This window comes from Salinimonas marina (assembly GCF_015644725.1).
Lineage (GTDB): Bacteria > Pseudomonadota > Gammaproteobacteria > Enterobacterales > Alteromonadaceae > Alteromonas.
Map to the genome: position 1 here is coordinate 1223192 of NZ_CP064795.1, position 23700 is coordinate 1246891.

Below are 23700 nucleotides of genomic sequence, written 5' to 3' on the forward strand. Positions count from 1 at the left end.
ACACGGAAATGCGATTAGACCGATTTACCAGTAAATTTCAAATTGCTATCTCTGATGCACAATCGCTGGCTCTGGGCCGCGATCATCAGTTTATTGAACCTGTACATTTAATGACGGCGCTGCTGAATCAGCAGGGCGGTTCGGTGCGGCCAGTGCTGGACCAGGCCGGTATTAATGTTAATGCCTTGCGCTCGGCGTTAAGCCAGGCCATTGAACGGTTGCCACAGGTAGAAGGAATTGGTGGCGATGTACAGCTGAGCAAGGCCAGCAGTATTATGCTCAACCTGTGTGACAAGATTACTCAGCAGCGCAAAGACGAATACATAACTTCAGAAATTTTTTTGTTGGCCGCGTTCGAAGATAAGGGACGGCTGGGTGAGATTTTTCGTGAGCTGAATATTTCCCGTCAGGCAATCGAAGATGCTATCAATAAGATGCGTGGCGGACAAAAAGTCACCGATCCCAATGCCGAGGATGTCCGCCAGGCGTTGGAAAAATACACGACAGATTTAACCGAACGAGCAGAGCAGGGCAAGCTGGATCCCGTCATTGGCCGGGACGAGGAAATCCGTCGCGCGGTTCAGGTTCTTCAGCGCCGAACCAAAAACAACCCGGTATTGATTGGCGAACCCGGAGTGGGTAAAACCGCCATCGTAGAAGGGCTTGCGCAACGGATTGTAAATGGAGAAGTACCCGAAGGCTTAAAAAATAAGCGGGTTTTGTCTTTGGATATGGGCGCCCTCGTGGCTGGCGCTAAATACCGGGGCGAATTTGAAGAACGCTTAAAAGCGGTATTGACAGAACTGTCCAAAGAAGAAGGTCGGGTAATTCTGTTTATTGACGAGCTGCATACTATGGTGGGTGCGGGCAAGGGCGAAGGTGCCATGGACGCCGGGAACATGCTTAAACCCGCCCTGGCCCGTGGTGAGCTGCATTGCGTGGGAGCGACTACGCTTAATGAATATCGTCAGTACATTGAAAAAGATGCCGCCCTGGAGCGCCGCTTTCAAAAAGTGCTGGTGGAAGAGCCTTCAGTAGAAGACACGATTGCTATCTTGCGCGGACTCAAAGAACGCTATGAATTGCATCATTCGGTTGATATTACCGACCCCGCCATTGTTGCTGCGGCAACATTATCCCATCGCTACATCAGTGATCGGCAATTGCCAGATAAAGCCATAGACCTGATAGATGAGGCTGCCTCCAGTATTCGCCTGCAGATCGATTCAAAGCCTGAAGATATGGACAGACTTGAGCGTCGGATAATTCAGCTGAAACTTGAAGAGCAGGCATTGGCAAAGGAGACCGACGAGGCCAGCCATAAGCGGCTTGAAATGATTGAGCTTGAACGCGAACAGGCCGAGCAAAAGTATTCTGGGCTTGAAACCATCTGGCGTGAAGAAAAAGCTGCGATGCAGGGCACCCAAACCATTAAGTCAGAATTAGAGCAGGCTCGGCTTGATTTGGACATTGCCCGGCGGGCCTCTGATCTTAACCGGATGTCTGAGCTACAGTACGGTCGTATCCCGGAACTGGAAATGAAGCTTGAAAAGGCTGCGGAAAATGAAACCCGGGAAACGGTCCTGCTTAAAAACAATGTGACAGAGACCGAAATAGCCGAGGTGCTATCTCGCTGGACTGGCATTCCGGTTAATAAAATGCTTGAAGGTGAGCGAGATAAACTGATGCGTATGGAAGAGGTGCTGCAGAAACGGGTTGTGGGGCAGTCAGAAGCGGTTACAGCGGTTTCTAATGCGATTCGTCGTTCTCGAGCGGGCCTGGCCGATCCCAACCGGCCTATCGGTTCATTTTTATTCTTAGGTCCCACCGGAGTGGGTAAAACGGAGCTGTGCAAAACTCTGGCCGGATTTATGTTTGATACTGAAGACGCCATGGTTCGCATTGATATGTCAGAGTTTATGGAAAAACATTCAGTATCCCGATTGGTGGGCGCACCACCAGGATATGTCGGTTACGAAGAAGGCGGTTATCTTACCGAAGCGGTGCGCAGAAAGCCTTATTCTGTCATCCTGCTCGATGAAGTAGAAAAAGCCCACCCTGACGTGTTCAATATTCTGCTGCAGGTTTTAGATGACGGACGCTTAACCGATGGGCACGGCAGAACGGTGGATTTTAAGAATACCGTGGTCATAATGACCTCGAACCTGGGCTCGGATATTATTCAGGACCAACACCAGCAAAGTCAGTACGAGGAAATGAAAGCACGGGTGATGGGGGTGGTAGGTCAGCATTTCCGGCCGGAGTTTATTAATCGGGTTGATGATATGGTGGTGTTTCATCCCCTGGGCCGTGAAGAGATTAAATCCATTGCTAAAATCCAACTGGCTGCGTTACGTGCGCGGCTGGCTGAGAAGGGATTTAAACTGGAATTGTCTGCTGCGGCTATGGATAAACTGGCCGAGGCCGGATTTGATCCGGTATTTGGTGCCCGACCATTGAAGCGGGCGATACAAACACAGATAGAAAATCCCTTAGCTCAACAGCTGTTGTCGGGAAACCTGATGCCCGATACGACCGTGCGCATTGACGCGGAAAATGGCCAGATTGTAATTCGCTAAGGGCCGCTATCTGAAGTTAATGCCCTGAAAATAAAAAGGAGGCGACTTGCCTCCTTTTTTATAGTTTTTATAGGGTGGCCGCCAAAGCTTCTGCCCGGGGCTTTTCGCGAAACTGTTTGGACAATGTATTGTGTTTAGACAGCAGCGCTTTTGCCTCTTCAGTCCGTTCGAGCTGGGCGAGTGTATAGGCGATATGATATTGCACAGAAGGGTCCGACGCATCCAGGGTATAGGCTTGTCGCAATACACCCAGCCCGCCCTGATAGTCCTTATTTAATGCTAAAATCCAGCCTTTGGTATCCAGTAGCGCCGCTGAACGAGGCGCAAGAGCTAATGCTTCCTCAATAAGCGTCATGGCTTGTTCACTGTTGGTGTGGGCATAGATATTGGCCAGATTGTTGAGTACAAAGGCGCGTCGGGGCAGCTCTGGCATTTCCAGTAAAGCCTGATACAGAGTAGTCGCCTGTGAAAGGTCATTATTGAGATAATACAGGTCGGCCAGCAAATGCTGTTTGAGTGTATCCCCGGGATGGGTTTTAACGGCCTGTTGCAGATAGGTCATCATGGCCGGGCGCTGGATATTTTTGCGCGCCAACTCGAATGCTTTGAATAACGGCGCACCAAAGTTTGGATCGGCCCGTAAGGCCTCAAGGTACAACGCAAAACCCTGTTGAGGGTTATCTTTAGCCACCGCCAAATCCCCTTGCAACATCACCAGGTTGGATGATGCGCCAAAACGCTGGTGGATAGTCTCGATGGTTTGAGCCGCCGCGCTGAGCTGATTTTGATTGATTAAAAAAGAAGTGAGCTCCAAATAGGGCAGAAGACTGTCTGGTGCCAGTTTAATCGCAGCCCGGTATGACTTTTCAGCTCCTGCAATATCTTCGGACTTATACTGTAGGTCAGCCAGAGAAACCAGCTTCTGAGCATCATTGGCCCATAGACCATACACCATATTCAGCTGCGTTTTAGCCCCTTTATGATCCTGCATATCATACAAAATCGCCGCTTTTTGAATATGGTAATCTGCTGACAGCCGGTCTAGTCCTAACAACGCATTTACTTCGCTCAGCGCAGCTTTGAGATCGCCTTCCTCCCGGTACACTTTCACCAGTAATTCTCGCGAAAGGGTATCTTTTTTATCCAGGGTTTTGGCTGACACCAGATGCTCTATGGCGCTTTCATTGCGCTCATCGGCCAGATATATCTGGGCGGCCAGGATGCGCGCGGCCACACTGGTTTTATCGTGCTTGAGGGCCTCATCGATGGCAAGCCGGGCCTGCTCCAGATTTTTCTGGTAATACGCAATTCGTGATTTGGCCACCAGACCGGCTACCGACTGGGGGTTGTTGTTTAACAATTTCCCCACCAGTTCATCGGCCTGGTCGAGCTGACTGGTGCGGATAAGCAAGTCAGCGTTAAGCGCCTGATAATCCGGGTTTGCTTCATTCGCAGTGAGTAGCTGCTGGGCTAAAGTCAGTGCTTGGGAAAAATTTTCTTCATCGCTTAAAAGTGCGATCTTCAGCTTTATGACTTCTTCATCTTCAGAGTCGCGCAGTTGTGAATTAAGCAGTGCCTTTGCCTTATCCAGTTTGCGAATATTCATGTAGAGCTTGGTTTTTAATATCGCAAACTGAGGGTCACCTTCGTAGCGCCGGGTTAGCTCCGGGAGCAACTGTTCACATTTGAATGAACGATTCAGGGTGATAAACAGCTCACAGTTAAGTCTTGCCAGACTGAGGTTTTGTACAACCAGCGCTTCATGTTTTTCCAATAGCTTTACCGCATCTTTATAAGAACCGGTGCGTAGCAGCGAGTCGGCTAACATGCCTAGTTGTTCCGGGGTGGCATCACGCTGGCCCAGATAGCGGCTCAGTTCGGTGCTGGCCATCTCGTAGTTTTTATTCAGATAGGCCACAATGCCGGCTATCAGGCTAAGCTCAATTTGCTCATTAAGCTGTTCATCGGATAATAAGCTCAGACGTTCGGTCAGCTCCCGTAAAATTTTATCTGCTTCAAGCTGGTTTTGCGTAAGCGCCAACAGACGAGCTTTTAACAACTGATTCTGTACATCGTTCGGAGACTGACGTTCGATAGCTTTAACCAGCTCTTCGGCTTTGGCATACTGGCCAGCTTCGGCAAGGGCACCAGCATAGGCCCGCATGGTGGCCGGGTTGTCCGGGGCCATCAAATACGCTTGTTCATAATGGGTGAGGCTTTGCTGCCCGCGGGCATCAGCCAGCTTGCCGCTTGCCAGCAGTGTGAACGGGGCCTGGCCGTGCAACTGAATGGCGCGGTCCAGCAATTGTTGGGCTTTTTCCAGCTGATTTAAATCTATAAGCAAATTGGTCTGGGCGATAAGCAGAGCTACGGAATGAGGAAAGTCATTCAAGGTACGTTGATATAAACGCGCCGCTTCCTGCCTTTCGTTTAACCGAATATGAGCATTGCCGGCCATCAGGGTGACCGTCAGGCGGGCATCCTCATCAAGCTCATATTGACTGAGCATCGCAAATATTTTATTGAATTTGCCCGCGTACAAATAGGCTCTGGATAGGTAAGGAAGCACCAGATTTTCATCACCGCCAGCTAATAACACTTCTTCAAATTCATCGATGGCTTCGCGCACATACCCATCAAGCAGCAACACCCGGCCCATCAATAGCTTAGAAGGAAGATGATCAGGGTTGGTGTTTAACACCTGCTTCAACAGCATGTACGAGTCTTGATATTGACCCTGTGTGTAAGCGGTTAACGCTTCATCATAGGTTTGCGCTTCATCAGCAAATGCTACACTGCTACCTGTTAACATTAAGCCTAACAGACATCCTTTTATTTGACTGCGCACGGCGTGCTCTCCTGGTTCATCATGCTATAAAATCAGTTTACACAAAAAAGCCCCGCACAGAGCGAGGCTTTAGGTATATATGTTAAGACTTACTTCTGACGGCGACGCAAACCAACCAGACCCAAACCTAATAGCATTAATAAGGCGGTAGCCGGTGCGGGAACGTCGACAGGGTCATTGGTGTGCAAAGCTAAGATTTTGAATTTGTCGAATCCAGACTCGCTGTCGCCACCAAACACGCTATTATAAGCTCCTATTAACCAATAACGAGCTTCTGTGGCTATCGTGGTTATAGGGTTATTTTCAACATCAGCAAAGCTTGTTTTAAATATAGCGTTATTTAATACAGTTCCCCATGAACTATTATCTGTACCTGCTAAACTATCAAATGCGGCTACCGACACATCTGAGTTATAACCTGAACTGACATAGCCTATATCTATCCCTGCGAGGTTAACCGCGCTTCCGAAATCAAACAGCAACATGTCGGTTCCACTATAGTTATCTGTGGTATGTTGAGAATCACCAATCCCAGTTACTCCCAAACCGCCGCTATACCTAGCGGCCTTAGCCAAATGGACAGGGCCGCCTGCGCCCCATAAACTATCAGAAAAAGAGTTAATCGTCACTGTAGAGCCGTTGACAGTCTTTGTTAATGTGTTCCCGTAATGCCAACCAGTGGTTGTCATATTAGAACCGTCAAAAGTCCAGGTCGTATCCGCTGCTTGCGCGCCGGTGATCCCTGTAGCTAGCACGCCAACGATGCTTAATGTTTTTAATAGTGCTTTCATGATTATCTTCCTAAATACCCAAGCCAAGTCAAAGTTAGGCTATTCAAGATAAGTGCCAATGTTGATAATATAACCTTTTCAGTGACTTGTAATTTTTACAGTGTGTGAAAGAAAGGGTGTGTAAAAAAAATCGACAATGTAACTAGCTGAAACGGGGACAATTATTATAGCGTAGTTTAATTTGTGAGCGCGTATATGTGGCAATACCCTGTTATAACGGGCTATTGCCCCATTTTTCACTATGCTGCGTATGCGAGTTTATGAAATACTACGATTGTAAGCGTATCTGACAAATGAGGAACTATGTCTAAAAGTAAGCGAAAAGGTATTTATCTTTTACCTAACCTGCTGACCACAGCGGGTCTGTTCTCCGGTTTTTTTGCCGTAGTGTCGTCGATGAACGGTCGCTTCGAGGCTGCCGCCATCGCAATATTCGTAGCTATGGTGTTTGATGGACTGGATGGACGGGTAGCGCGAATGACTGATACCCAAAGTGATTTTGGCGCCGAGTACGACTCAATGGCCGACATGGTTTCTTTCGGTATGGCGCCCGCGTTAGTGGCCTATAACTGGGGGTTGACCGAACTTGGGAAGCTTGGATGGTTAGCAGCCTTCATATATGTAGCAGGCTCAGCATTACGTTTGGCGCGTTTTAATACCCAAATCGGCATTGCCGACAAACGGTTTTTCCAGGGACTGGCAAGTCCTTCAGCCGCTGCGTTGGTAGCTGGCCTGGTATGGGTAGGTGTAGAATACGGTGCTAACGGTGATGATTATGGCTGGTTGGTAGCTATAATAACATCAGCAGCGGGATTACTCATGGTAAGTAACTTCAAATACAACTCCTTTAAAGAAGTGAACTGGCATGGCAAAGTGCCCTTTGTCGCCATACTTATTATATTGATGGTATTTGTTATCGTGGCAACTGAACCCGCATTGGTTCTGTTCATTGTATTTGCTTTGTATGCTCTGGCTGGCCCGGTCAATACCTTCCGCACCGTGGACAAGGTAACCTTAGATGATGTCGTGGGTGATCACGAAGAAAACGATGCCGACTTTAAAGAGGAAGACGAAGCTCCAAAAGCATCCGATGCTTCTCAACCCCATAAAAATGACCCTGAAGCTGAACATAAAAACAGCTAATATAGGCGTTTCGTTTAAAAAGCGACCGAAAGGTCGCTTTTTTTATGTTTTTTCAAAAAAAAGCTTGCCAATAATTCTGAGGTTTGTAGAATGCGCTCCACTTCGACGGGACAGGCCAAACGGCAACACTGAAGAAGGGTTATCAGTCAGGCTACAGAGCAACGCTGGTAACGGTTTTAAGCCTCAACCGCTTTTAGAAAAAAACTTTCAAAAAAGGGTTGACGCAAAAAACGAAACGCGTAGAATGCGCATCCCGCTTCGGGGAGAAACGAAGCAAAGCGTGAAGTAGGAATAAACATAAGTTTACTTCGAAAAGCGTGCCAGCCGGCATGCCGGCTGTCAAAATGTTCTTTAACAATTTATAACAAGACAATCTGTGTGGGCACTCGTTAAGAGTGTCAACCGACGATTCATAAAAAGTTTTCGATATATTTAATTGAAGAGTTTGATCATGGCTCAGATTGAACGCTGGCGGCAGGCCTAACACATGCAAGTCGAACGGTAACATGTCTAGCTTGCTAGGTGATGACGAGTGGCGGACGGGTGAGTAATGCTTGGGAACTTGCCTTTGCGAGGGGATAACCACTGGAAACGGTGGCTAATACCGCATAATGTCTACGGACCAAACGAGGGCTTTCGGGCTCTTGCGCAAAGAGAGGCCCAAGTGAGATTAGCTAGTTGGTGGGGTAAAGGCTCACCAAGGCAACGATCTCTAGCTGTTCTGAGAGGAAGATCAGCCACACTGGGACTGAGACACGGCCCAGACTCCTACGGGAGGCAGCAGTGGGGAATATTGGACAATGGGGGCAACCCTGATCCAGCCATGCCGCGTGTGTGAAGAAGGCCTTCGGGTTGTAAAGCACTTTCAGTGGGGAGGAAAGGTTAACGGTTAATACCCGTTAGCTGTGACGTTACCCACAGAAGAAGCACCGGCTAACTCCGTGCCAGCAGCCGCGGTAATACGGAGGGTGCAAGCGTTAATCGGAATTACTGGGCGTAAAGCGCACGCAGGCGGTTTGTTAAGCTAGATGTGAAAGCCCTGGGCTCAACCTGGGACGGTCATTTAGAACTGGCAGACTAGAGTCTTGGAGAGGGGAGTGGAATTCCAGGTGTAGCGGTGAAATGCGTAGATATCTGGAGGAACATCAGTGGCGAAGGCGACTCCCTGGCCAAAGACTGACGCTCATGTGCGAAAGTGTGGGTAGCGAACAGGATTAGATACCCTGGTAGTCCACACCGTAAACGCTGTCTACTAGCTGTTTGCGACTTTAAGTTGTGAGTAGCGAAGCTAACGCGATAAGTAGACCGCCTGGGGAGTACGGCCGCAAGGTTAAAACTCAAATGAATTGACGGGGGCCCGCACAAGCGGTGGAGCATGTGGTTTAATTCGATGCAACGCGAAGAACCTTACCTACACTTGACATGCTGAGAAGTTACCAGAGATGGTTTCGTGCCTTCGGGAACTCAGACACAGGTGCTGCATGGCTGTCGTCAGCTCGTGTCGTGAGATGTTGGGTTAAGTCCCGCAACGAGCGCAACCCTTGTCCTTAGTTGCCATCATTTAGTTGGGCACTCTAAGGAGACTGCCGGTGACAAACCGGAGGAAGGTGGGGACGACGTCAAGTCATCATGGCCCTTACGTGTAGGGCTACACACGTGCTACAATGGCATTTACAGAGGGAAGCGAGACAGTGATGTGGAGCGGACCCCTTAAAGAATGTCGTAGTCCGGATCGGAGTCTGCAACTCGACTCCGTGAAGTCGGAATCGCTAGTAATCGCAGGTCAGAATACTGCGGTGAATACGTTCCCGGGCCTTGTACACACCGCCCGTCACACCATGGGAGTGGGATGCAAAAGAAGTGGTTAGCATAACCTTCGGGAGTGCGATCACCACTTTGTGTTTCATGACTGGGGTGAAGTCGTAACAAGGTAACCGTAGGGGAACCTGCGGTTGGATCACCTCCTTACCAAAAGAATCGACGAGCACTCTTAGCGTAGTGTCCACACAGATAGTCTTGTTATATTAAAAGAACGTTTAGCGTAATGCGCGGACTAAACCGGGTATTGCGTAGCGGATTTGTCGGTCAGGCAACGCTGCGAGAAATTTGTCGTAGGGAGCAATCGTCTGATTGTGACCAAGCAAATTTCGCAGCAAGGCAGCATGAGCGATAAAGACCAAGCAATAGGCTTGTAGCTCAGCTGGTTAGAGCGCACCCCTGATAAGGGTGAGGTCGGCAGTTCAAGTCTGCCCAAGCCTACCAATTTCTTCCTTATGCTTCGTTAGTGTCACGCTTATGTGCTTTTCGCACACTACGCGCGCCACCGCCTTGCCTGAGAAAGAAATGCGCTAATAAGCGCAATAGATGGTTTTGGGGCTATAGCTCAGCTGGGAGAGCGCCTGATTTGCATTCAGGAGGTCAGCAGTTCGATCCTGCTTAGCTCCACCACTTCTAAGCACATTTTATAAAGTGTCTTTAGAAGTGGTTGATACAACCACGATATGTTCTTTAACAATTTGGAAAGCTGATATTAATTAGTAATCAATCAAAATTGAGTAACTGAGATTGAATATCGAAAGATGTTCTTTCAAGTAAGCTACTCTACTTGACTTAAATTACTTGTTATCGAAAAGCGCTGAAAAGCGTGCCAATCGGCAAGTCCGATTGTCAATGAGATAGCAAGGCAATTTATCGATTAGCTTGTCATCATACAGCAGGTGTTAACTCACCGCCTAACGCAGAAGTCAAAAGGCTGCTTGGGGTTGTATGGTTAAGTGACAAAGCGTATACGGTGGATGCCTTGGCAGTTAGAGGCGATGAAGGACGTGTAAGTCTGCGAAAAGCTGTGGTGAGCTGACAAAACGCATTTGAGCCACAGATGTCCGAATGGGGAAACCCACCTGTACCTCTAACCTACTTTAATAACGTTACCGAAGGTAACGGTAAAAGCCCACAATGACATAACGTGTTGTAGGTCGAAAAGGTAAGTTAGAGGTACAGGTATCGTTACATGAATACATAGTGTAACGAGGCGAACGAGGGGAACTGAAACATCTAAGTACCCTTAGGAAAAGAAATCAACCGAGATTCCCCTAGTAGCGGCGAGCGAACGGGGATTAGCCCTTAAGCATTTTATAAGTTAGTGGAAGCCTCTGGGAAGTGGCGCGATACCGGGTGATAGCCCCGTACACGACAACGAATTAAATGTGAAATCGAGTAGGTCGGGACACGTGTTATCTTGACTGAATATGGGGGACCATCCTCCAAGGCTAAATACTCCTAACTGACCGATAGTGAACCAGTACCGTGAGGGAAAGGCGAAAAGAACCCCTGTGAGGGGAGTGAAATAGAACCTGAAACCGTATACGTACAAGCAGTGGGAGCCCCATCACTAAGTGCCTTTAGTGATGTGACTCACAAAGTGCTAACCCTTGATATGACGATTAACGTTGACCTGCGAAGCAGCCAACGGTAAACCGCCACCAATCAAGCAGGGTGCTTAGTGATGGGGTGACTGCGTACCTTTTGTATAATGGGTCAGCGACTTATATTTGGTAGCAAGGTTAAGCGAATAGCGGAGCCGTAGCGAAAGCGAGTGTTAACTGCGCGTTGAGTTGCCAGGTATAGACCCGAAACCCGGTGATCTAGCCATGAGCAGGTTGAAGGTTGAGTAACATCAACTGGAGGACCGAACCCACTGACGTTGAAAAGTCAGGGGATGACTTGTGGCTGGGGGTGAAAGGCCAATCAAACCGGGAGATAGCTGGTTCTCCCCGAAATCTATTTAGGTAGAGCCTCGGACGAATTCCATTGGGGTAGAGCACTGTTAAGGCTAGGGGGTCATCCCGACTTACCAACCCTTTGCAAACTCCGAATACCGATGAGAACTATCCGGGAGACACACGGCGGGTGCTAACGTCCGTCGTGGAGAGGGAAACAACCCAGACCGCCAGCTAAGGTCCCTAAATATTGCTAAGTGGGAAACGATGTGGGAAGGCACAGACAGCTAGGAGGTTGGCTTAGAAGCAGCCATCCTTTAAAGAAAGCGTAATAGCTCACTAGTCGAGTCGGCCTGCGCGGAAGATGTAACGGGGCTAAGCAATATACCGAAGCTGCGGCAGAGGACATCACTCAATGCTATTTAAGCTAACAGCGACCTGGCAAAGCCAGCCGCTGGTAAAGCGTTCATCACAAGGTGGTGAAGATAAAGAACGAAGAAGTAGCATTCAGGATGTCCTCTGGGTAGGGGAGCGTTGTGTAAGTGGATGAAGGTGAACCGAGAGGTTTGCTGGACATATCACAAGTGCGAATGCTGACATGAGTAACGATAATGGGGGTGAAAAACCCCCACGCCGGAAGACCAAGGTTTCCTGTCCCATGCTAATCAGGGCAGGGTAAGTCGGCCCCTAAGGCGAGGCGGAAACGCGTAGTCGATGGGAAACGGGTTAATATTCCCGTACTTGTATAATCAGTGATGGAGGGACGGAGAAGGCTAAGCAAGCCTGGCGTTGGTAGCCCAGGTGAAAGTGAGTAGGCTGAAGAATTAGGTAAATCCGGTTCTTCAAGGCCGAGACACGAGACGAGCTCCCAAGGGAGTGAAGTTGTTGATGCCATGCTTCCAGGAAAAGCTTCTAAACGTATGATTATGTGAACCGTACCCCAAACCGACACAGGTGGTCAGGTAGAGAATACTAAGGCGCTTGAGAGAACTCGGGTGAAGGAACTCGGCAAAATAGTACCGTAACTTCGGGAGAAGGTACGCCCTTGTTGGTGATAGAACTTGCTTCTTGAGCTGATGAGGGCCGCAGTGACCAGGTGGCTGGGACTGTTTATTAAAAACACAGCACTCTGCAAACTCGAAAGAGGACGTATAGGGTGTGACACCTGCCCGGTGCCGGAAGGTTAATTGATGGGGTTAGCGTAAGCGAAGCTCTTGATCGAAGCCCCGGTAAACGGCGGCCGTAACTATAACGGTCCTAAGGTAGCGAAATTCCTTGTCGGGTAAGTTCCGACCTGCACGAATGGTGTAACCATGGCCACGCTGTCTCCACCCGAGACTCAGTGAAATTGAAATCGCAGTGAAGATGCTGTGTACCCGCACCTAGACGGAAAGACCCCGTGAACCTTTACTACAGCTTGGCACTGAACATTGAACCTACTTGTGTAGGATAGGTGGGAGGCTTTGAATCGCAGACGCCAGTTTGCGTGGAGCCGACCTTGAAATACCACCCTGGTATGTTTGATGTTCTAACATAGGTCCCTTATCGGGATTGTGGACAGTGTCTGGTGGGTAGTTTGACTGGGGCGGTCTCCTCCCAAATAGTAACGGAGGAGCACGAAGGTTAGCTAATCACGGTCGGACATCGTGAGGTTAGTGCAATGGCATAAGCTAGCTTAACTGCGAGACAGACACGTCGAGCAGGTACGAAAGTAGGTCATAGTGATCCGGTGGTTCTGTATGGAAGGGCCATCGCTCAACGGATAAAAGGTACTCCGGGGATAACAGGCTGATACCGCCCAAGAGTTCATATCGACGGCGGTGTTTGGCACCTCGATGTCGGCTCATCACATCCTGGGGCTGAAGTCGGTCCCAAGGGTATGGCTGTTCGCCATTTAAAGTGGTACGCGAGCTGGGTTTAGAACGTCGTGAGACAGTTCGGTCCCTATCTGGTGTGGGCGTTGGATGATTGAGGGGAGCTGCTCCTAGTACGAGAGGACCGGAGTGGACGAACCGCTGGTGTTCGGGTTGTTATGCCAATAGCATTGCCCGGTAGCTACGTTCGGAACGGATAACCGCTGAAAGCATCTAAGCGGGAAGCCGAACCCAAGATGAGTCATCCCTGACCTTTAAGGTCTGGAAGGGTTGTTGAAGACGACAACGTTGATAGGCAGGGTGTGGAAGCGTTGTAAGGCGTTAAGCTAACCTGTACTAATTGCCCGAAAGGCTTAACCATACAGCCCGAAGCGGCTTTTTACCTACAGACACTTGCGTTGCAAGTGGTCGTGAAGATTTGTTTTATCGCAAGCTGCGAGCTTGCTGACAAATCTTATCCTCGCTAAAGAGGAGGTAGAGCTCAGGGTTGTAAAGAAGACAAGCTAAATATTGAAAGTGTAAGTCAGAGTAGCATGTTACTCATTGATTGATTGAATATCAGATTTCCCAAATTGTTATGTTATTAAAGTAAGGCTGACTTGACGCGCAACTGAGCGTACTGATAGTCCTCCTTGCGCAGAATATGAAAAGATATTCTGCACGATAGTTTTTTGCTTGGCGGCCATAGCGACGTGGCACCACCTGATCCCATTCCGAACTCAGAAGTGAAACACGTTAGCGGCGATGGTAGTGTGGGGATTCCCCATGTGAGAGTAGCACACCGCCAAGCTCCTCATTCGAAAACAAAGAACCCCGCGCATGCGGGGTTTTTTGTTTTAAGAAGCAGCATCTTTCGATGCTACTTCAACGGTAACCCAACCCATCGTGGGGAACGAAGCGGCAAGCACTGCATTGGCGCAGGGGTAACAACCCATCCCTGGTGCTGCCACCAGTCTCGCCCTCCCTGGCGAGCCGTAAATCACTGACGAGGATACTTAATCCTCGCCCTGGCGTGATTTACCCCCATGTGAGAGTAGCACACCGCCAAGCTCCTCATTACACGAAAAAGCCCACTCATTTGAGTGGGCTTTTTTCGTATATGCGCCCCATCCTAAATAGTGTTGATACTTTACTCTAGCTGGGGCTGATGCAGGCGTACACTTCCATGTGGCGTAGTGCCAGCTCGCACTTCCTATGCTCGCGTTCGTGCCTTTTAAGGTGACGTTAAGTCACCTTAAATTTGCGTTGCAAACCGGAGCCTCACCCATTCCTGGTGTAATGTCCAGCTCGGCCAGCAAGCTGGTCCAGCCCCTTGCAGAGCTCTGGACGTTCGCACGCTGCAAAGGAAACTATTCATTTACTTTTAACCGTGTTCACCCATGCCTCGCGTTCATCACCCTTGGCGTGCCACTGACACCCTTCGCTCGCTACGCTCACCATTCTTGACCCAGTGTGGGTTCAAGCCCAAGTCACAACGTGGTTGCCAGAAATAGCTCTCGTCACATAGTGAATCACTACAACTTGTTGCGAGAAGCGCCCATTCTAAAAGCAGTTCTTCCCTTGAGTAAAGACAGTCACTTTTTGATGTCCGTTAACCAGCCAGTGCTGGGTAACTTCACCAGGGTAGTAATGGACCAGGGTAGTAATGGACAGTCACTTTTAGACGCTTTTTGACGTCCGTAAACTAGCCATAACTGGGTAACTTCAACAGCGGTAGTTAAGCATCGGAAGTTAATGCCAGACACTATTTTGATGGTCATAAAGCGGCCAGGTAGAAAAACAACCACAGTGCAATTGGCCTTTTTCAACAAAAACCGGCAGATGATGGTCTATGAGGGCACTTACCTGCAGATTCGATTCGCTGTGCAACAGCCATTCAACACTATATTTTTTCTTCACGCCTCAATAGCTAACAACCGCTCGATTATATTGTTGGCGATATTAATATTTACATTTATTAATGTTTTTTACATTAGCCTGAAATTATATATGTCGATTGAGGGTCTTGATAAATAGGTGAGCACGATCACCTTATTTATTCACCCTTGAGGAATTAAATATGAAAAATGTAAAAACAACCGCTATTTCATCAGCCTTGGGGGCGGTGGTGATCGGGTCATTGGCTGGCGCGCCCGCAATAGCCGAAGCGAATCCTTTTGGAATGCAGCATCTTGAGTCCGGCTATATGCAGGTTGTTGCAGAAGGAAAATGCGGCGGTGACAAAGCCAAAAAAGAGGGTAAGTGTGGCGAGGGAAAATGCGGCGGCGATAAAGCGGCTAAAGACGGTCACCACGCCGATGGCAAAGCGGTAAAAGAAGGTAAGTGCGGCGAGGGAAAATGTGGCGGCGATAAAGCGGCTAAAGACGGTCACCACGCCGATGGCAAAGCGGTAAAAGAAGGTAAGTGCGGCGAAGGAAAATGCGGCGGTGATAAAGCCACAAAAGAAGGAAAGTGCGGTGGCGATAAAGCTAAAAAAGAAGGCACGTGTGGCGGCGCGGCCTGACCAAACCAAAGGCGTCGGAGTGACGCCTTTTTAATAAATGAGTGGAATAGAAAATATGCAGCTACCCGGAGCCGGTTTAGGCCTTCGTAGAGAAATGCTTTCAGAAATTCTTCCTGTGTTACCGCAGGACGTTGATTTTTGGGAAATTGCGCCTGAAAACTGGCTGACAATGGGGGCGTATTTCAGGCTCAGTTAGAAGCTTGTGCCGAACAAACAATACTTACCTGCCACGGGCTTTCATTATCTATAGGTAGCTATGACCCGCTGGATTTGCAACTTCTGCGTCAGATTAAACAATTTATCCAGCGCTACAACATCTCAATGTATTCAGAGCACTTAAGCTATTGTTCCGCTGATGGCCATATGTACGATTTGCTCCCGATTCCCTTTACGCCTAAGGCGATCGATCATGTGGTAGCACGCATCCATCAGGTGCAGGATATACTCGAAAGGCCACTGGTATTAGAGAATACCTCTTATTATCTCGCCCCGGGTCAGCAGCTGAGTGAACTTGATTTTACCCTCGAAGTCTTACAGCGCTCCGGCTGCGAGATGCTGCTTGATGTAAACAATCTTTATGTAAATAGCATTAATCACAATTATGATGCCGACCACTTTCTTGAAAGTCTGCCTTCTCACAAAATTGTGTATGGGCACATTGCCGGCCATTATGATGAGTCCGATGATCTCAAAATAGATACCCATGGAGCCGATGTTATTGAACCGGTCTGGGACTTGTTATCGAAGGCATATGCATTACATGGCGTCTTTCCTACCTTATTGGAACGAGACTTCAATATTCCCCCGGTGGCAGATCTGATAAAAGACGTCAGGCGGATTAAACACCTTCAGACTCAGACAAATAATGCTTTATGTAGCAGGACAGCCTAATGGACGATTTCAAAACGGTTCAGCGAAACTTTACCCGGGCCATTCGTGATCCTCAGAAAATGGCTATTTCGGATCGCGAAGCTCAACGTCGAATGGAGATTTACCAGGCGTTATTTTTCAACAATATCAACCAGTTTCTATGTAATGGCTTTCCGGTTTTGCATCAAACACTGTCAGACAAACAGTGGCAGGCGCTGGCTCGTGACTTCTTTATCCAGCACCCTGCAGCCAGCCCTTACTTTTGCAATATTTCAAAAGAGTTCATCGATTTTCTGGCGCAGCGCCCCCCGTACTGGAACGGTTGCCGGACTGGGTGCCGGAGCTGGCACATTATGAATGGCTGGAATTAGATCTGAGCATACGTCAGGAGGATATTTCAGAAAAAGTTTGGGCTGAGGCAGAGTTGCCCTCGCAGTTTTGCTGTTCTGCCTTAGCCAGCCTCGTGTCTTACCAATATGAAGTACACCGTATTGGCCCCGATTACCAACCGGCACGAGGGGAGGGACAGGTATATTATTATGTGGTGTACCGCAATGCCGCCCATGAGGTTAAGTTTTTGCAGGTAAACGAAGTCACCGCTTTTTTAATTCAGAATGTTGACCATAAGCAATCTTTTAACGAGCTTTTAGTGAGAATGAAAGCGGCGCTGCCGCATTTAGATGAAACCGACATCACCACCGCGCTTACCCAAACGTTGCAACAGTTATTGAGTCATCAGATATTTCTGAAAGCGTAAGTCTGAGGTTGGCTATCTGCTACTCAGTTAACCTGACTATTTCTCAGAAAAACTGTCATTTCTGTTGCTATTCGATTACCATTTACCCCCATTTGCGTGAACAAAAATGAAGGGTATACCGGATGGCCGATAACCAAAATTTCAATGAACCCTACAATGGGTGGTGGTTCCTTGCTTCATTAGCTGTATTGATTGCTTTTCCATTACTGCACATCATTTGCGGCTGGTTCACATTCTGGCTCTAACCAGCACGATTAAAAGGCGTACTAGTGACTGCTGAGTATATAAAATCAGTCGTAAAGACTGTACCTGATTATCCCAAACCAGGCATTCAATTTCGGGACGTAACCAGTGTTTTAGAAGATCATAAGGCCTTTAGCGCCTGTATTGAGTTGCTTCTTGAAAAATACAAAGACGTTAAATTTGATAAAGTGGCAGGCACCGAAGCCCGCGGGTTTCTATTTGGAGCCCCACTGGCGATAGAAATGGGCATAGGATTTGTGCCTGTCAGAAAGCCCAATAAACTTCCCCGTGAAGTGGTCAGTGAATCGTACGATCTTGAGTACGGCACCGATACTCTTGAAATACATAAAGACGCAATTTTACCAGGCGACAATGTATTGTTGATTGATGATCTGCTTGCCACTGGTGGCACTATTGCCGCGTCAGCAAAGCTGATTCGTCGGTTAGGTGGAACCATTAACCATGCCGGTTTTGTTATTGAACTGCCCGAACTGGGCGGCGATGAAAAACTGACTGCACTGGATATTCAGACCTATTCTATCTGTGAATTTTAAGCACACACAGGAGCCGTCAGGGCTATGAGTTATCAGGTTTTAGCGCGTAAATGGCGTCCCGGCCGCTTTAGTGAGCTGGTTGGTCAGGAACACGTGGTAGCCGCTATAGCAAACGCTTTAGACAATGACCGGCTCCATCATGCTTATTTATTTACCGGCACCCGTGGGGTAGGTAAAACCACCATTGCGCGGATATTCTCCAAAAGCCTGAATTGCGAGCAGGGGCAGGGGTCTAATCCGTGCGGTGAGTGTGCAACCTGTAAAGAAATCGAGCATGGAAACTATGTAGACTTGCTTGAGATTGATGCTGCATCCCGCACCAAAGTGGAAGATACCCGGGAACTGCTCGACAATGTTCAGTACAAGCCTACCCGTGGCCGCTACAAAGTGTACCTCATAGATGAGGTACATATGTTGTCAAAACACAGCTTCAATGCGTTACTTAAAACCCTTGAAGAGCCGCCGCCGCATGTCAAATTTCTGTTGGCCACTACCGATCCTCAAAAGTTGCCGATTACGATCCTGTCGCGTTGTTTGCAATTTAATTTAAAGGCGCTTTCACGTGAGCAGATTGGTCAGCAATTGCAGCATATCTTGCAGCAAGAGCAGGTCACCTTTGAAGAAGCCGCACTCGGTCTGCTGGCACGCGCCGCGCAGGGTAGTATGCGCGATGCACTCAGTCTGACGGATCAGGCTATCGCCCAGGGTGACAACCAGGTTCTGAAGCAAATTGTGACCGATATGCTGGGTCTGATGGACAAGCATTTGCTGGTGCGACTGTTATATGCGGTGGTTCAGAAGAAATCTCACGAGGTTCTGGAATTGGTTGAGCAGATGGCAGAGCAGGCGCCGGACTATGCTCAGATTCTGGCGGAGCTGAGTAGTCTGTTACATCAGGTAGCCTTAACTCAGTGGGTGCCAGACGCGTGTAAGCTTGAAACCACGGCCGCCAAAGCCATTTATAGTTTAGCCAAACAGATGAACGGCGAGCAGGTGCAACTGTTTTACCAGATTGCCTTACAGGGGCGTAAAGATATGCCTTTCGCCGTGGATGGAAAGAGTGCGCTTGAAATGACATTATTACGAATGATGTCATTTGCGCCTGCCGCTCCGGTGGCCGATCCAGAAAAACTCATCAGTGAATCCGGACCTGAAACACTGCCCGGGCAACCTTCTGGCAATGAGACAATGTCCTCGCCAGCCTCAGAACATTACCGGTCTGAGGCGGAGCAAGAAACATCCCAGCCGGATGCGGAGCAGCGCCAACAAAGTACGGTAGCCAGCGCTGACGAAAAAGACGATACTGACTCGTTTTTAGCGCAGCAGGCTGAGGCTGAACAAGCACAAATTGAGCAGCAAGCCAGGTCATATCGGGAAGTGTCTACAGCTGGCAGTGAGTTTGCCGATTCAACCCCACCACCGCAGATGCCCGAGACACCGATACCTTCGTCCAGCGCCGACGAAACCCCGCCATACCAATATCAGGAGGAGGCTTCGCACGGTGCCAGCTCAGCGGCAGCCCCGGAGCAGCCTTTCCATGAGCCGCCTCTGAATGAGGAACCGGTGACGCCAAGCAGCAATAGCATGCAGGAGATGCTGGCACTTCGCCAAAAATTGAAACGCAGTCGACAGGAGGAGGCTCCTTCTGAAAAAAGTCTGAAACCCACGACTCGGTTGCCCGGCTAAGTCGCGGAGAACGACCGGTTCCGCCTCAACACTCGAGTGACCAGGCGCCGGCGGCGTCTGCGAATAGCCCAGCGGCCTCTGCGAATAGTCCGGCGACCGCGCAAAGTGCCCCCGGTAACCCGGCAGACGAGGTTACTGGTAGCAGTCAAAATGCTGATTTTGATGATGTGCCGCCGTGGGTTACGGAATCGATGCCGGATCCCGCGCAGGCGCACGCTTCCTGCGAAACGTATTCAGAAGCCCCGACGCAGGCTTCTCAGAATCTTGCAAGCGCTCCGGTAGCTGATGAAACCTATGGCGGAGAGGGCGCACTTGAGAATAGCCAGGCACAGGCCGCGTCGGTGGACTCACAGCGTCCGGTACCATCTCAGGCAGCCCCCACAGAGCTTGCTTCTATAGACAGTAACGAAGCGCTGAGCGCTTATCTCCCGGATGGCAGTAAACTGGTCGATGCGAATCAAATAGATGACTGGAGCCGCTTAATATCTTCAATGCCGGTAGCCGGTTTAGTGAAACAAATCGTATTACATTCTGCCTATAAGAAAAAAGATAATCAGGTAATGCTTGAATTAGACCCCGGGCAGACACATCTACTGAATGACAACAGCCAGGAGCAGGTTGCCCGGGCATTGTCTGATGCGCTGGGTGAGCAGATTCAGCTGGATATTCAGATTGGAAAGCCAGGCTTTACGCCGTTTTCAATACAGCAAAAAATTAACGCGATGCGACAACAACATGCCGAATGGGTAGTGAGTAATGATGAACAGTTTCAGAGTCTCATCAGCTCGTTTAACGCTTCAGTAGTTGCCCAGTCGGTGAAGGCGCGCTAACGAATTACGACAATTTAAAAGGTGAAACATTATGTTTAAAGGTGGAATGGGCAACATCATGAAGCAGGCGCAGGAAATGCAAGAGCGCATGCAAAAAGTCCAGGAAGAACTGGCTGATCTGGAAGTGACCGGAGAAGCGGGTGCCGGAATGGTCAAAATTACGGTAACCTGTAACCACAATGTTCGTCGTGTGAATATCGATCCTTCTTTAATGGACGATGATAAAGACATGGTAGAAGATCTGGTGGCGGCAGCATTCAATGACGCCGTGCGCCGGATTCAGGAAACCAGCAAAGAGCGCATGGGGGATGTCACCGGCGGAATGCCGTTGCCTCCTGGCTTCAAAATGCCGTTTTAAGTAAAACATGAAATTCAGTCCCCTTCTGGCCGAGCTGATTAGCTCGCTGACCTGCTTACCGGGCGTTGGCAATAAAAGTGCCCAGCGGATGGCGTTTAATTTACTTGAGCGTAATCGGGAAGGGGCGCTGAAGCTCAGTTCAGTGTTGCACAATGCCATGGAGCATATCCGGCATTGTGAGCGCTGTCGGACCTTCACCGAACATCCAGTTTGTGAGATTTGTCAGCATCCTAAGCGTAATAGCAGTGGTTTACTGTGTATTGTAGAAAGCCCGCAGGATGTGGTTGCCATTGAGCAAACCTCTTCATATCAGGGCATGTATTTTGTCTTGATGGGGCATTTGTCCCCGATTGACGGTATTGGGCCGGCAGATATTGGTTTGGATGAGCTTGAACAACGACTTCAGAATGAGCCGATTGAAGAGGTGATTCTGGCCACTAATCCCACCGTGGAGGGTGAAGCTACCGCCCATTATATTGCCCAGTTGTGCCAGCAGTTTGATATCGGTGCCAGCCGAATCGCTCATGGGGTGCCGGTAGGCGGGGAACTCGAATACATCGATGGGAATACTCTTACCCACGCCTTTTCAGGTCGCCGCAAACTTTAACCACTTTTTTTTTACAAAAATGTCAGCTTGCCCGTTGAAAAATGGTCATATGACCCTACCTCCCTGTTTGAATTGAGTTCCATCTAACTAGGAGATTCTGGTTTATGGCTGAGACAGCCCAACACGAAACACATGGTTTTCAGACAGAAGTAAAACAACTTCTGCAACTGATGATTCATTCCCTGTATTCTAACAAAGAAATCTTTTTGCGGGAGCTGGTATCTAATGCTGCTGATGCTGCCGATAAATTGCGTTTTCGCGCGTTAGAAAATGACAGCCTGTACGAAGAAGATGGTGATCTGGGTGTAAAGATCAGCGTCAACAAAGACGCCGGTACAGTTACCGTAGCCGATAACGGCATAGGAATGACTCGTGATGAAGTGATTTCGAATCTGGGAACTATCGCAAAGTCTGGTACGAAAGACTTTTTCAGTAAGTTATCAGGCGACTCTGCTCGCGACTCTCAATTGATCGGTCAGTTTGGGGTCGGGTTTTACTCTGCCTTTATCGTCGCAGATAAAGTGACGGTGCGTACCCGGGCTGCTGGAGCCCCTGCCGATGAAGGTATCGAATGGGCCTCAGAAGGTGAAGGCGAATTCACCATTGCACAAATCAACAAGCCGGCCCGGGGCACAGAGATTGTGCTGCACCTGCGCGAAGATGAGCAGGAGTTTTTGGACGACTGGCGTTTACGCTCAATCGTCAGCAAGTACTCTGATCATATAAGCATTCCCGTTCAGATGTACAAAGAAGAAGTGCCTGAGCGTGATGGCCCTGATGGCGAAAAAATCCCGGCTGAACCCGGCAAGTGGGAAGTGGTTAACAAAGCCACGGCATTGTGGACACGGGATAAATCAGACATTACTGATGAAGAATATAAAGAGTTTTATAAGCATATCTCCCATGACTTTGCCGACCCACTAAAATGGGCACACAATAAAGTCGAAGGTAAGACGGAATATACCAGCTTGCTGTACATTCCCAGCAAAGCCCCGTTTGATATGTGGAACCGTGACCAGAATCATGGTTTGAAACTGTATGTTCAGCGCGTCTTTATTATGGATGATGCTGAGCAGTTTATGCCAACCTACCTGCGCTTTGTAAAAGGTCTGGTGGACTCTAATGACCTGCCGTTAAATGTCTCCCGTGAGATTTTACAGGACAATAAGATTACGCAGGCGTTGCGTCAGGGCTGCACGAAACGTGTGCTTGGTATGCTAGAGAAAATGGCTAAAAACGATGCCGACACATACCAGTCTTTTTGGAACGAGTTTGGTAATGTGTTGAAAGAAGGTCCGGCAGAAGACTTTAGCAATAAAGAAAAAATTGCGGGTCTGTTGCGCTTCTCATCAACTCAGGCAGACACGGATGCACAAACCGTCTCGCTGGCTGATTACATCGAGCGTATGCAAGAAAGCCAGGACAAGATTTATTATGTGACAGCCGATAGCTATCAGGCAGCGAAGAACAGCCCACATCTTGAGATCTTCCGCAAGAAGGGTATCGAAGTGTTGCTTATGGGCGAACGCATAGATGAATGGCTGATGTCACACCTCACCGAATTCGACGGCAAGTCATTCCAGTCTATTTCTAAAGGTGATTTAGATTTAGGTGACCTGGACGACGAGGAAAGCAAAAAGCAGCAGGAAGCCGCCGAAAAAGAAGTTGAAGGTGTTATTGAGCGTGCTAAAGCAGCCCTTGGCGATAAAGTCGTGGATGTTAAATTCACCCACCGCCTGACTGATTCACCGGCGGTGATTGTCGCGGATGAAAATGGCATGACCACACAGATGATGAAGCTTATGCAGGCGGCGGGTCAGCCGGTGCCGGAAGTGAAGTATCAGTTTGAGCTTAACCCTGAACATAGCCTGGTCAAAATGCTGGCCGATGTACAGGATGAAAGCCTGTTCGCTCAATGGACCAACGTGCTGTTTGATCAGGCTGCGTTGTCAGAGCAAGGAAGTCTGAAAGACCCTGCGGCATTTGCGAAAAATCTGAATGAACTGCTACTGAATCTGGCAAAATAAACCAGAGTTTATAGTAAGTGAACTAAAGGCCGGCGGTTTCGCCGGCTTTTTTATGTCTGTGCGTTATCCAACTAGCATCACCGATTACGCGCATAGTTTATTTCCCGCATGGTGTTAGCAAACAGCCAATAAGTAAATCAGAAAATATAGATAAATAGCGCGTAACCGCCGAAGCTTTGGTTAAAGCAGTGTATTTATAAATTTACTGGTGAAGGGCAGGGAGCATCAACGGTCCCGACCATGCGCTATCTTTGAGACGACAACACCGTCGGTGACCAAAGCAATGTTCATATTTACTTACACGATGTAGG

Annotated in this window: 13 protein-coding genes, 2 tRNA genes, 3 rRNA genes and 1 pseudogene; 17 read left to right on the forward strand and 2 right to left on the reverse strand. The window is 48.8% G+C overall.

Annotated elements, in window-relative coordinates; genetic code table 11:
* Nucleotides 1–8: 8 nt before the first annotated feature.
* Entirely contained in the window at nt 9–2579 is a 2571-nt protein-coding gene (gene clpB / locus IT774_RS05415) for an ATP-dependent chaperone ClpB (RefSeq protein WP_195811686.1), read from the forward strand.
* 67 nt (nt 2580–2646) lie between these two features.
* Here clpB and IT774_RS05420 read toward each other — a convergent pair whose 3' ends face one another.
* Both IT774_RS05420 and xdp1 read right to left on the reverse strand, forming a co-directional pair.
* On the reverse strand, nt 2647–5427 hold the full coding sequence (locus IT774_RS05420) for a tetratricopeptide repeat protein (protein WP_195811687.1): 2781 nt from the start codon (nt 5425–5427) through the stop codon (nt 2647–2649).
* 89 nt (nt 5428–5516) lie between these two features.
* Nucleotides 5517–6218 (reverse strand): exosortase-dependent surface protein XDP1, encoded by a 702-nt coding sequence (gene xdp1, locus IT774_RS05425; protein WP_195811688.1) that lies wholly within the window; start codon nt 6216–6218, stop codon nt 5517–5519.
* 303 nt (nt 6219–6521) lie between these two features.
* Between xdp1 and pssA the strand changes: the two genes are divergently transcribed.
* The 16 genes and pseudogenes from pssA (at nt 6522) to htpG (ending at nt 23389) form a co-directional block, all read left to right on the forward strand.
* Entirely contained in the window at nt 6522–7361 is an 840-nt protein-coding gene (gene pssA, locus IT774_RS05430) for a CDP-diacylglycerol--serine O-phosphatidyltransferase (RefSeq protein WP_195811689.1), read from the forward strand.
* A gap of 433 nt (nt 7362–7794) precedes the next feature.
* Nucleotides 7795–9329 (forward strand): 16S ribosomal RNA (locus IT774_RS05435).
* Nucleotides 9330–9546: 217 nt separating this feature from the next.
* Nucleotides 9547–9623 (forward strand) — tRNA-Ile (locus IT774_RS05440).
* A gap of 110 nt (nt 9624–9733) precedes the next feature.
* Nucleotides 9734–9809, forward strand: a tRNA-Ala gene (locus tag IT774_RS05445).
* Nucleotides 9810–10129: 320 nt separating this feature from the next.
* Nucleotides 10130–13315: ribosomal RNA gene (locus tag IT774_RS05450) — 23S ribosomal RNA — on the forward strand.
* A 313-nt stretch (nt 13316–13628) separates the two neighbouring features.
* Nucleotides 13629–13744, forward strand: a 5S ribosomal RNA gene (gene rrf, locus IT774_RS05455).
* Together the 16S, 23S and 5S rRNA genes with 2 tRNA genes alongside form the textbook arrangement of a ribosomal RNA operon.
* Nucleotides 13745–15013: 1269 nt before the next feature.
* Entirely contained in the window at nt 15014–15457 is a 444-nt protein-coding gene (locus IT774_RS05460; RefSeq protein WP_195811690.1) for an HvfA family oxazolone/thioamide-modified RiPP metallophore, read from the forward strand.
* 37 nt (nt 15458–15494) lie between these two features.
* Nucleotides 15495–16348, forward strand: a pseudogene (locus IT774_RS05465) (HvfB family MNIO-type RiPP peptide maturase).
* Complete coding sequence (locus IT774_RS05470; protein WP_195811691.1) at nt 16348–16698, forward strand: HvfC/BufC N-terminal domain-containing protein; 351 nt, start codon at nt 16348–16350, stop codon at nt 16696–16698. The pseudogene IT774_RS05465 and the gene IT774_RS05470 overlap by 1 nt, the downstream one beginning before the upstream one ends.
* Complete coding sequence (locus IT774_RS05475) at nt 16650–17084, forward strand: HvfC family peptide modification chaperone (RefSeq protein ID WP_195811692.1); 435 nt, start codon at nt 16650–16652, stop codon at nt 17082–17084. The genes IT774_RS05470 and IT774_RS05475 overlap by 49 nt, the downstream gene beginning before the upstream one ends.
* Before the next feature lie 269 nt (nt 17085–17353).
* The gene (gene apt / locus IT774_RS05480) at nt 17354–17881 is read left to right on the forward strand and encodes an adenine phosphoribosyltransferase (protein WP_195811693.1); all 528 of its coding nucleotides are present in this window, start codon (nt 17354–17356) and stop codon (nt 17879–17881) included.
* Nucleotides 17882–17905: 24 nt separating this feature from the next.
* Nucleotides 17906–19567, forward strand: a complete 1662-nt coding sequence (dnaX, locus tag IT774_RS05485; protein WP_408641201.1) for a DNA polymerase III subunit gamma/tau — start codon at nt 17906–17908, stop codon at nt 19565–19567.
* A 191-nt stretch (nt 19568–19758) separates the two neighbouring features.
* Nucleotides 19759–20397, forward strand: a complete 639-nt coding sequence (locus IT774_RS05490; protein WP_195811694.1) for a DNA polymerase III subunit gamma/tau C-terminal domain-containing protein — start codon at nt 19759–19761, stop codon at nt 20395–20397.
* Nucleotides 20398–20428: 31 nt separating this feature from the next.
* On the forward strand, nt 20429–20755 hold the full coding sequence (locus IT774_RS05495) for a YbaB/EbfC family nucleoid-associated protein (RefSeq protein ID WP_195811695.1): 327 nt from the start codon (nt 20429–20431) through the stop codon (nt 20753–20755).
* Nucleotides 20756–20762: 7 nt separating this feature from the next.
* Nucleotides 20763–21362 (forward strand): recombination mediator RecR, encoded by a 600-nt coding sequence (gene recR / locus IT774_RS05500; RefSeq protein ID WP_195811696.1) that lies wholly within the window; start codon nt 20763–20765, stop codon nt 21360–21362.
* 104 nt (nt 21363–21466) lie between these two features.
* Nucleotides 21467–23389, forward strand: coding sequence for a molecular chaperone HtpG (gene htpG / locus IT774_RS05505; protein WP_195811697.1), 1923 nt, complete (start codon nt 21467–21469; stop codon nt 23387–23389).
* Nucleotides 23390–23700 lie beyond the last annotated feature (311 nt).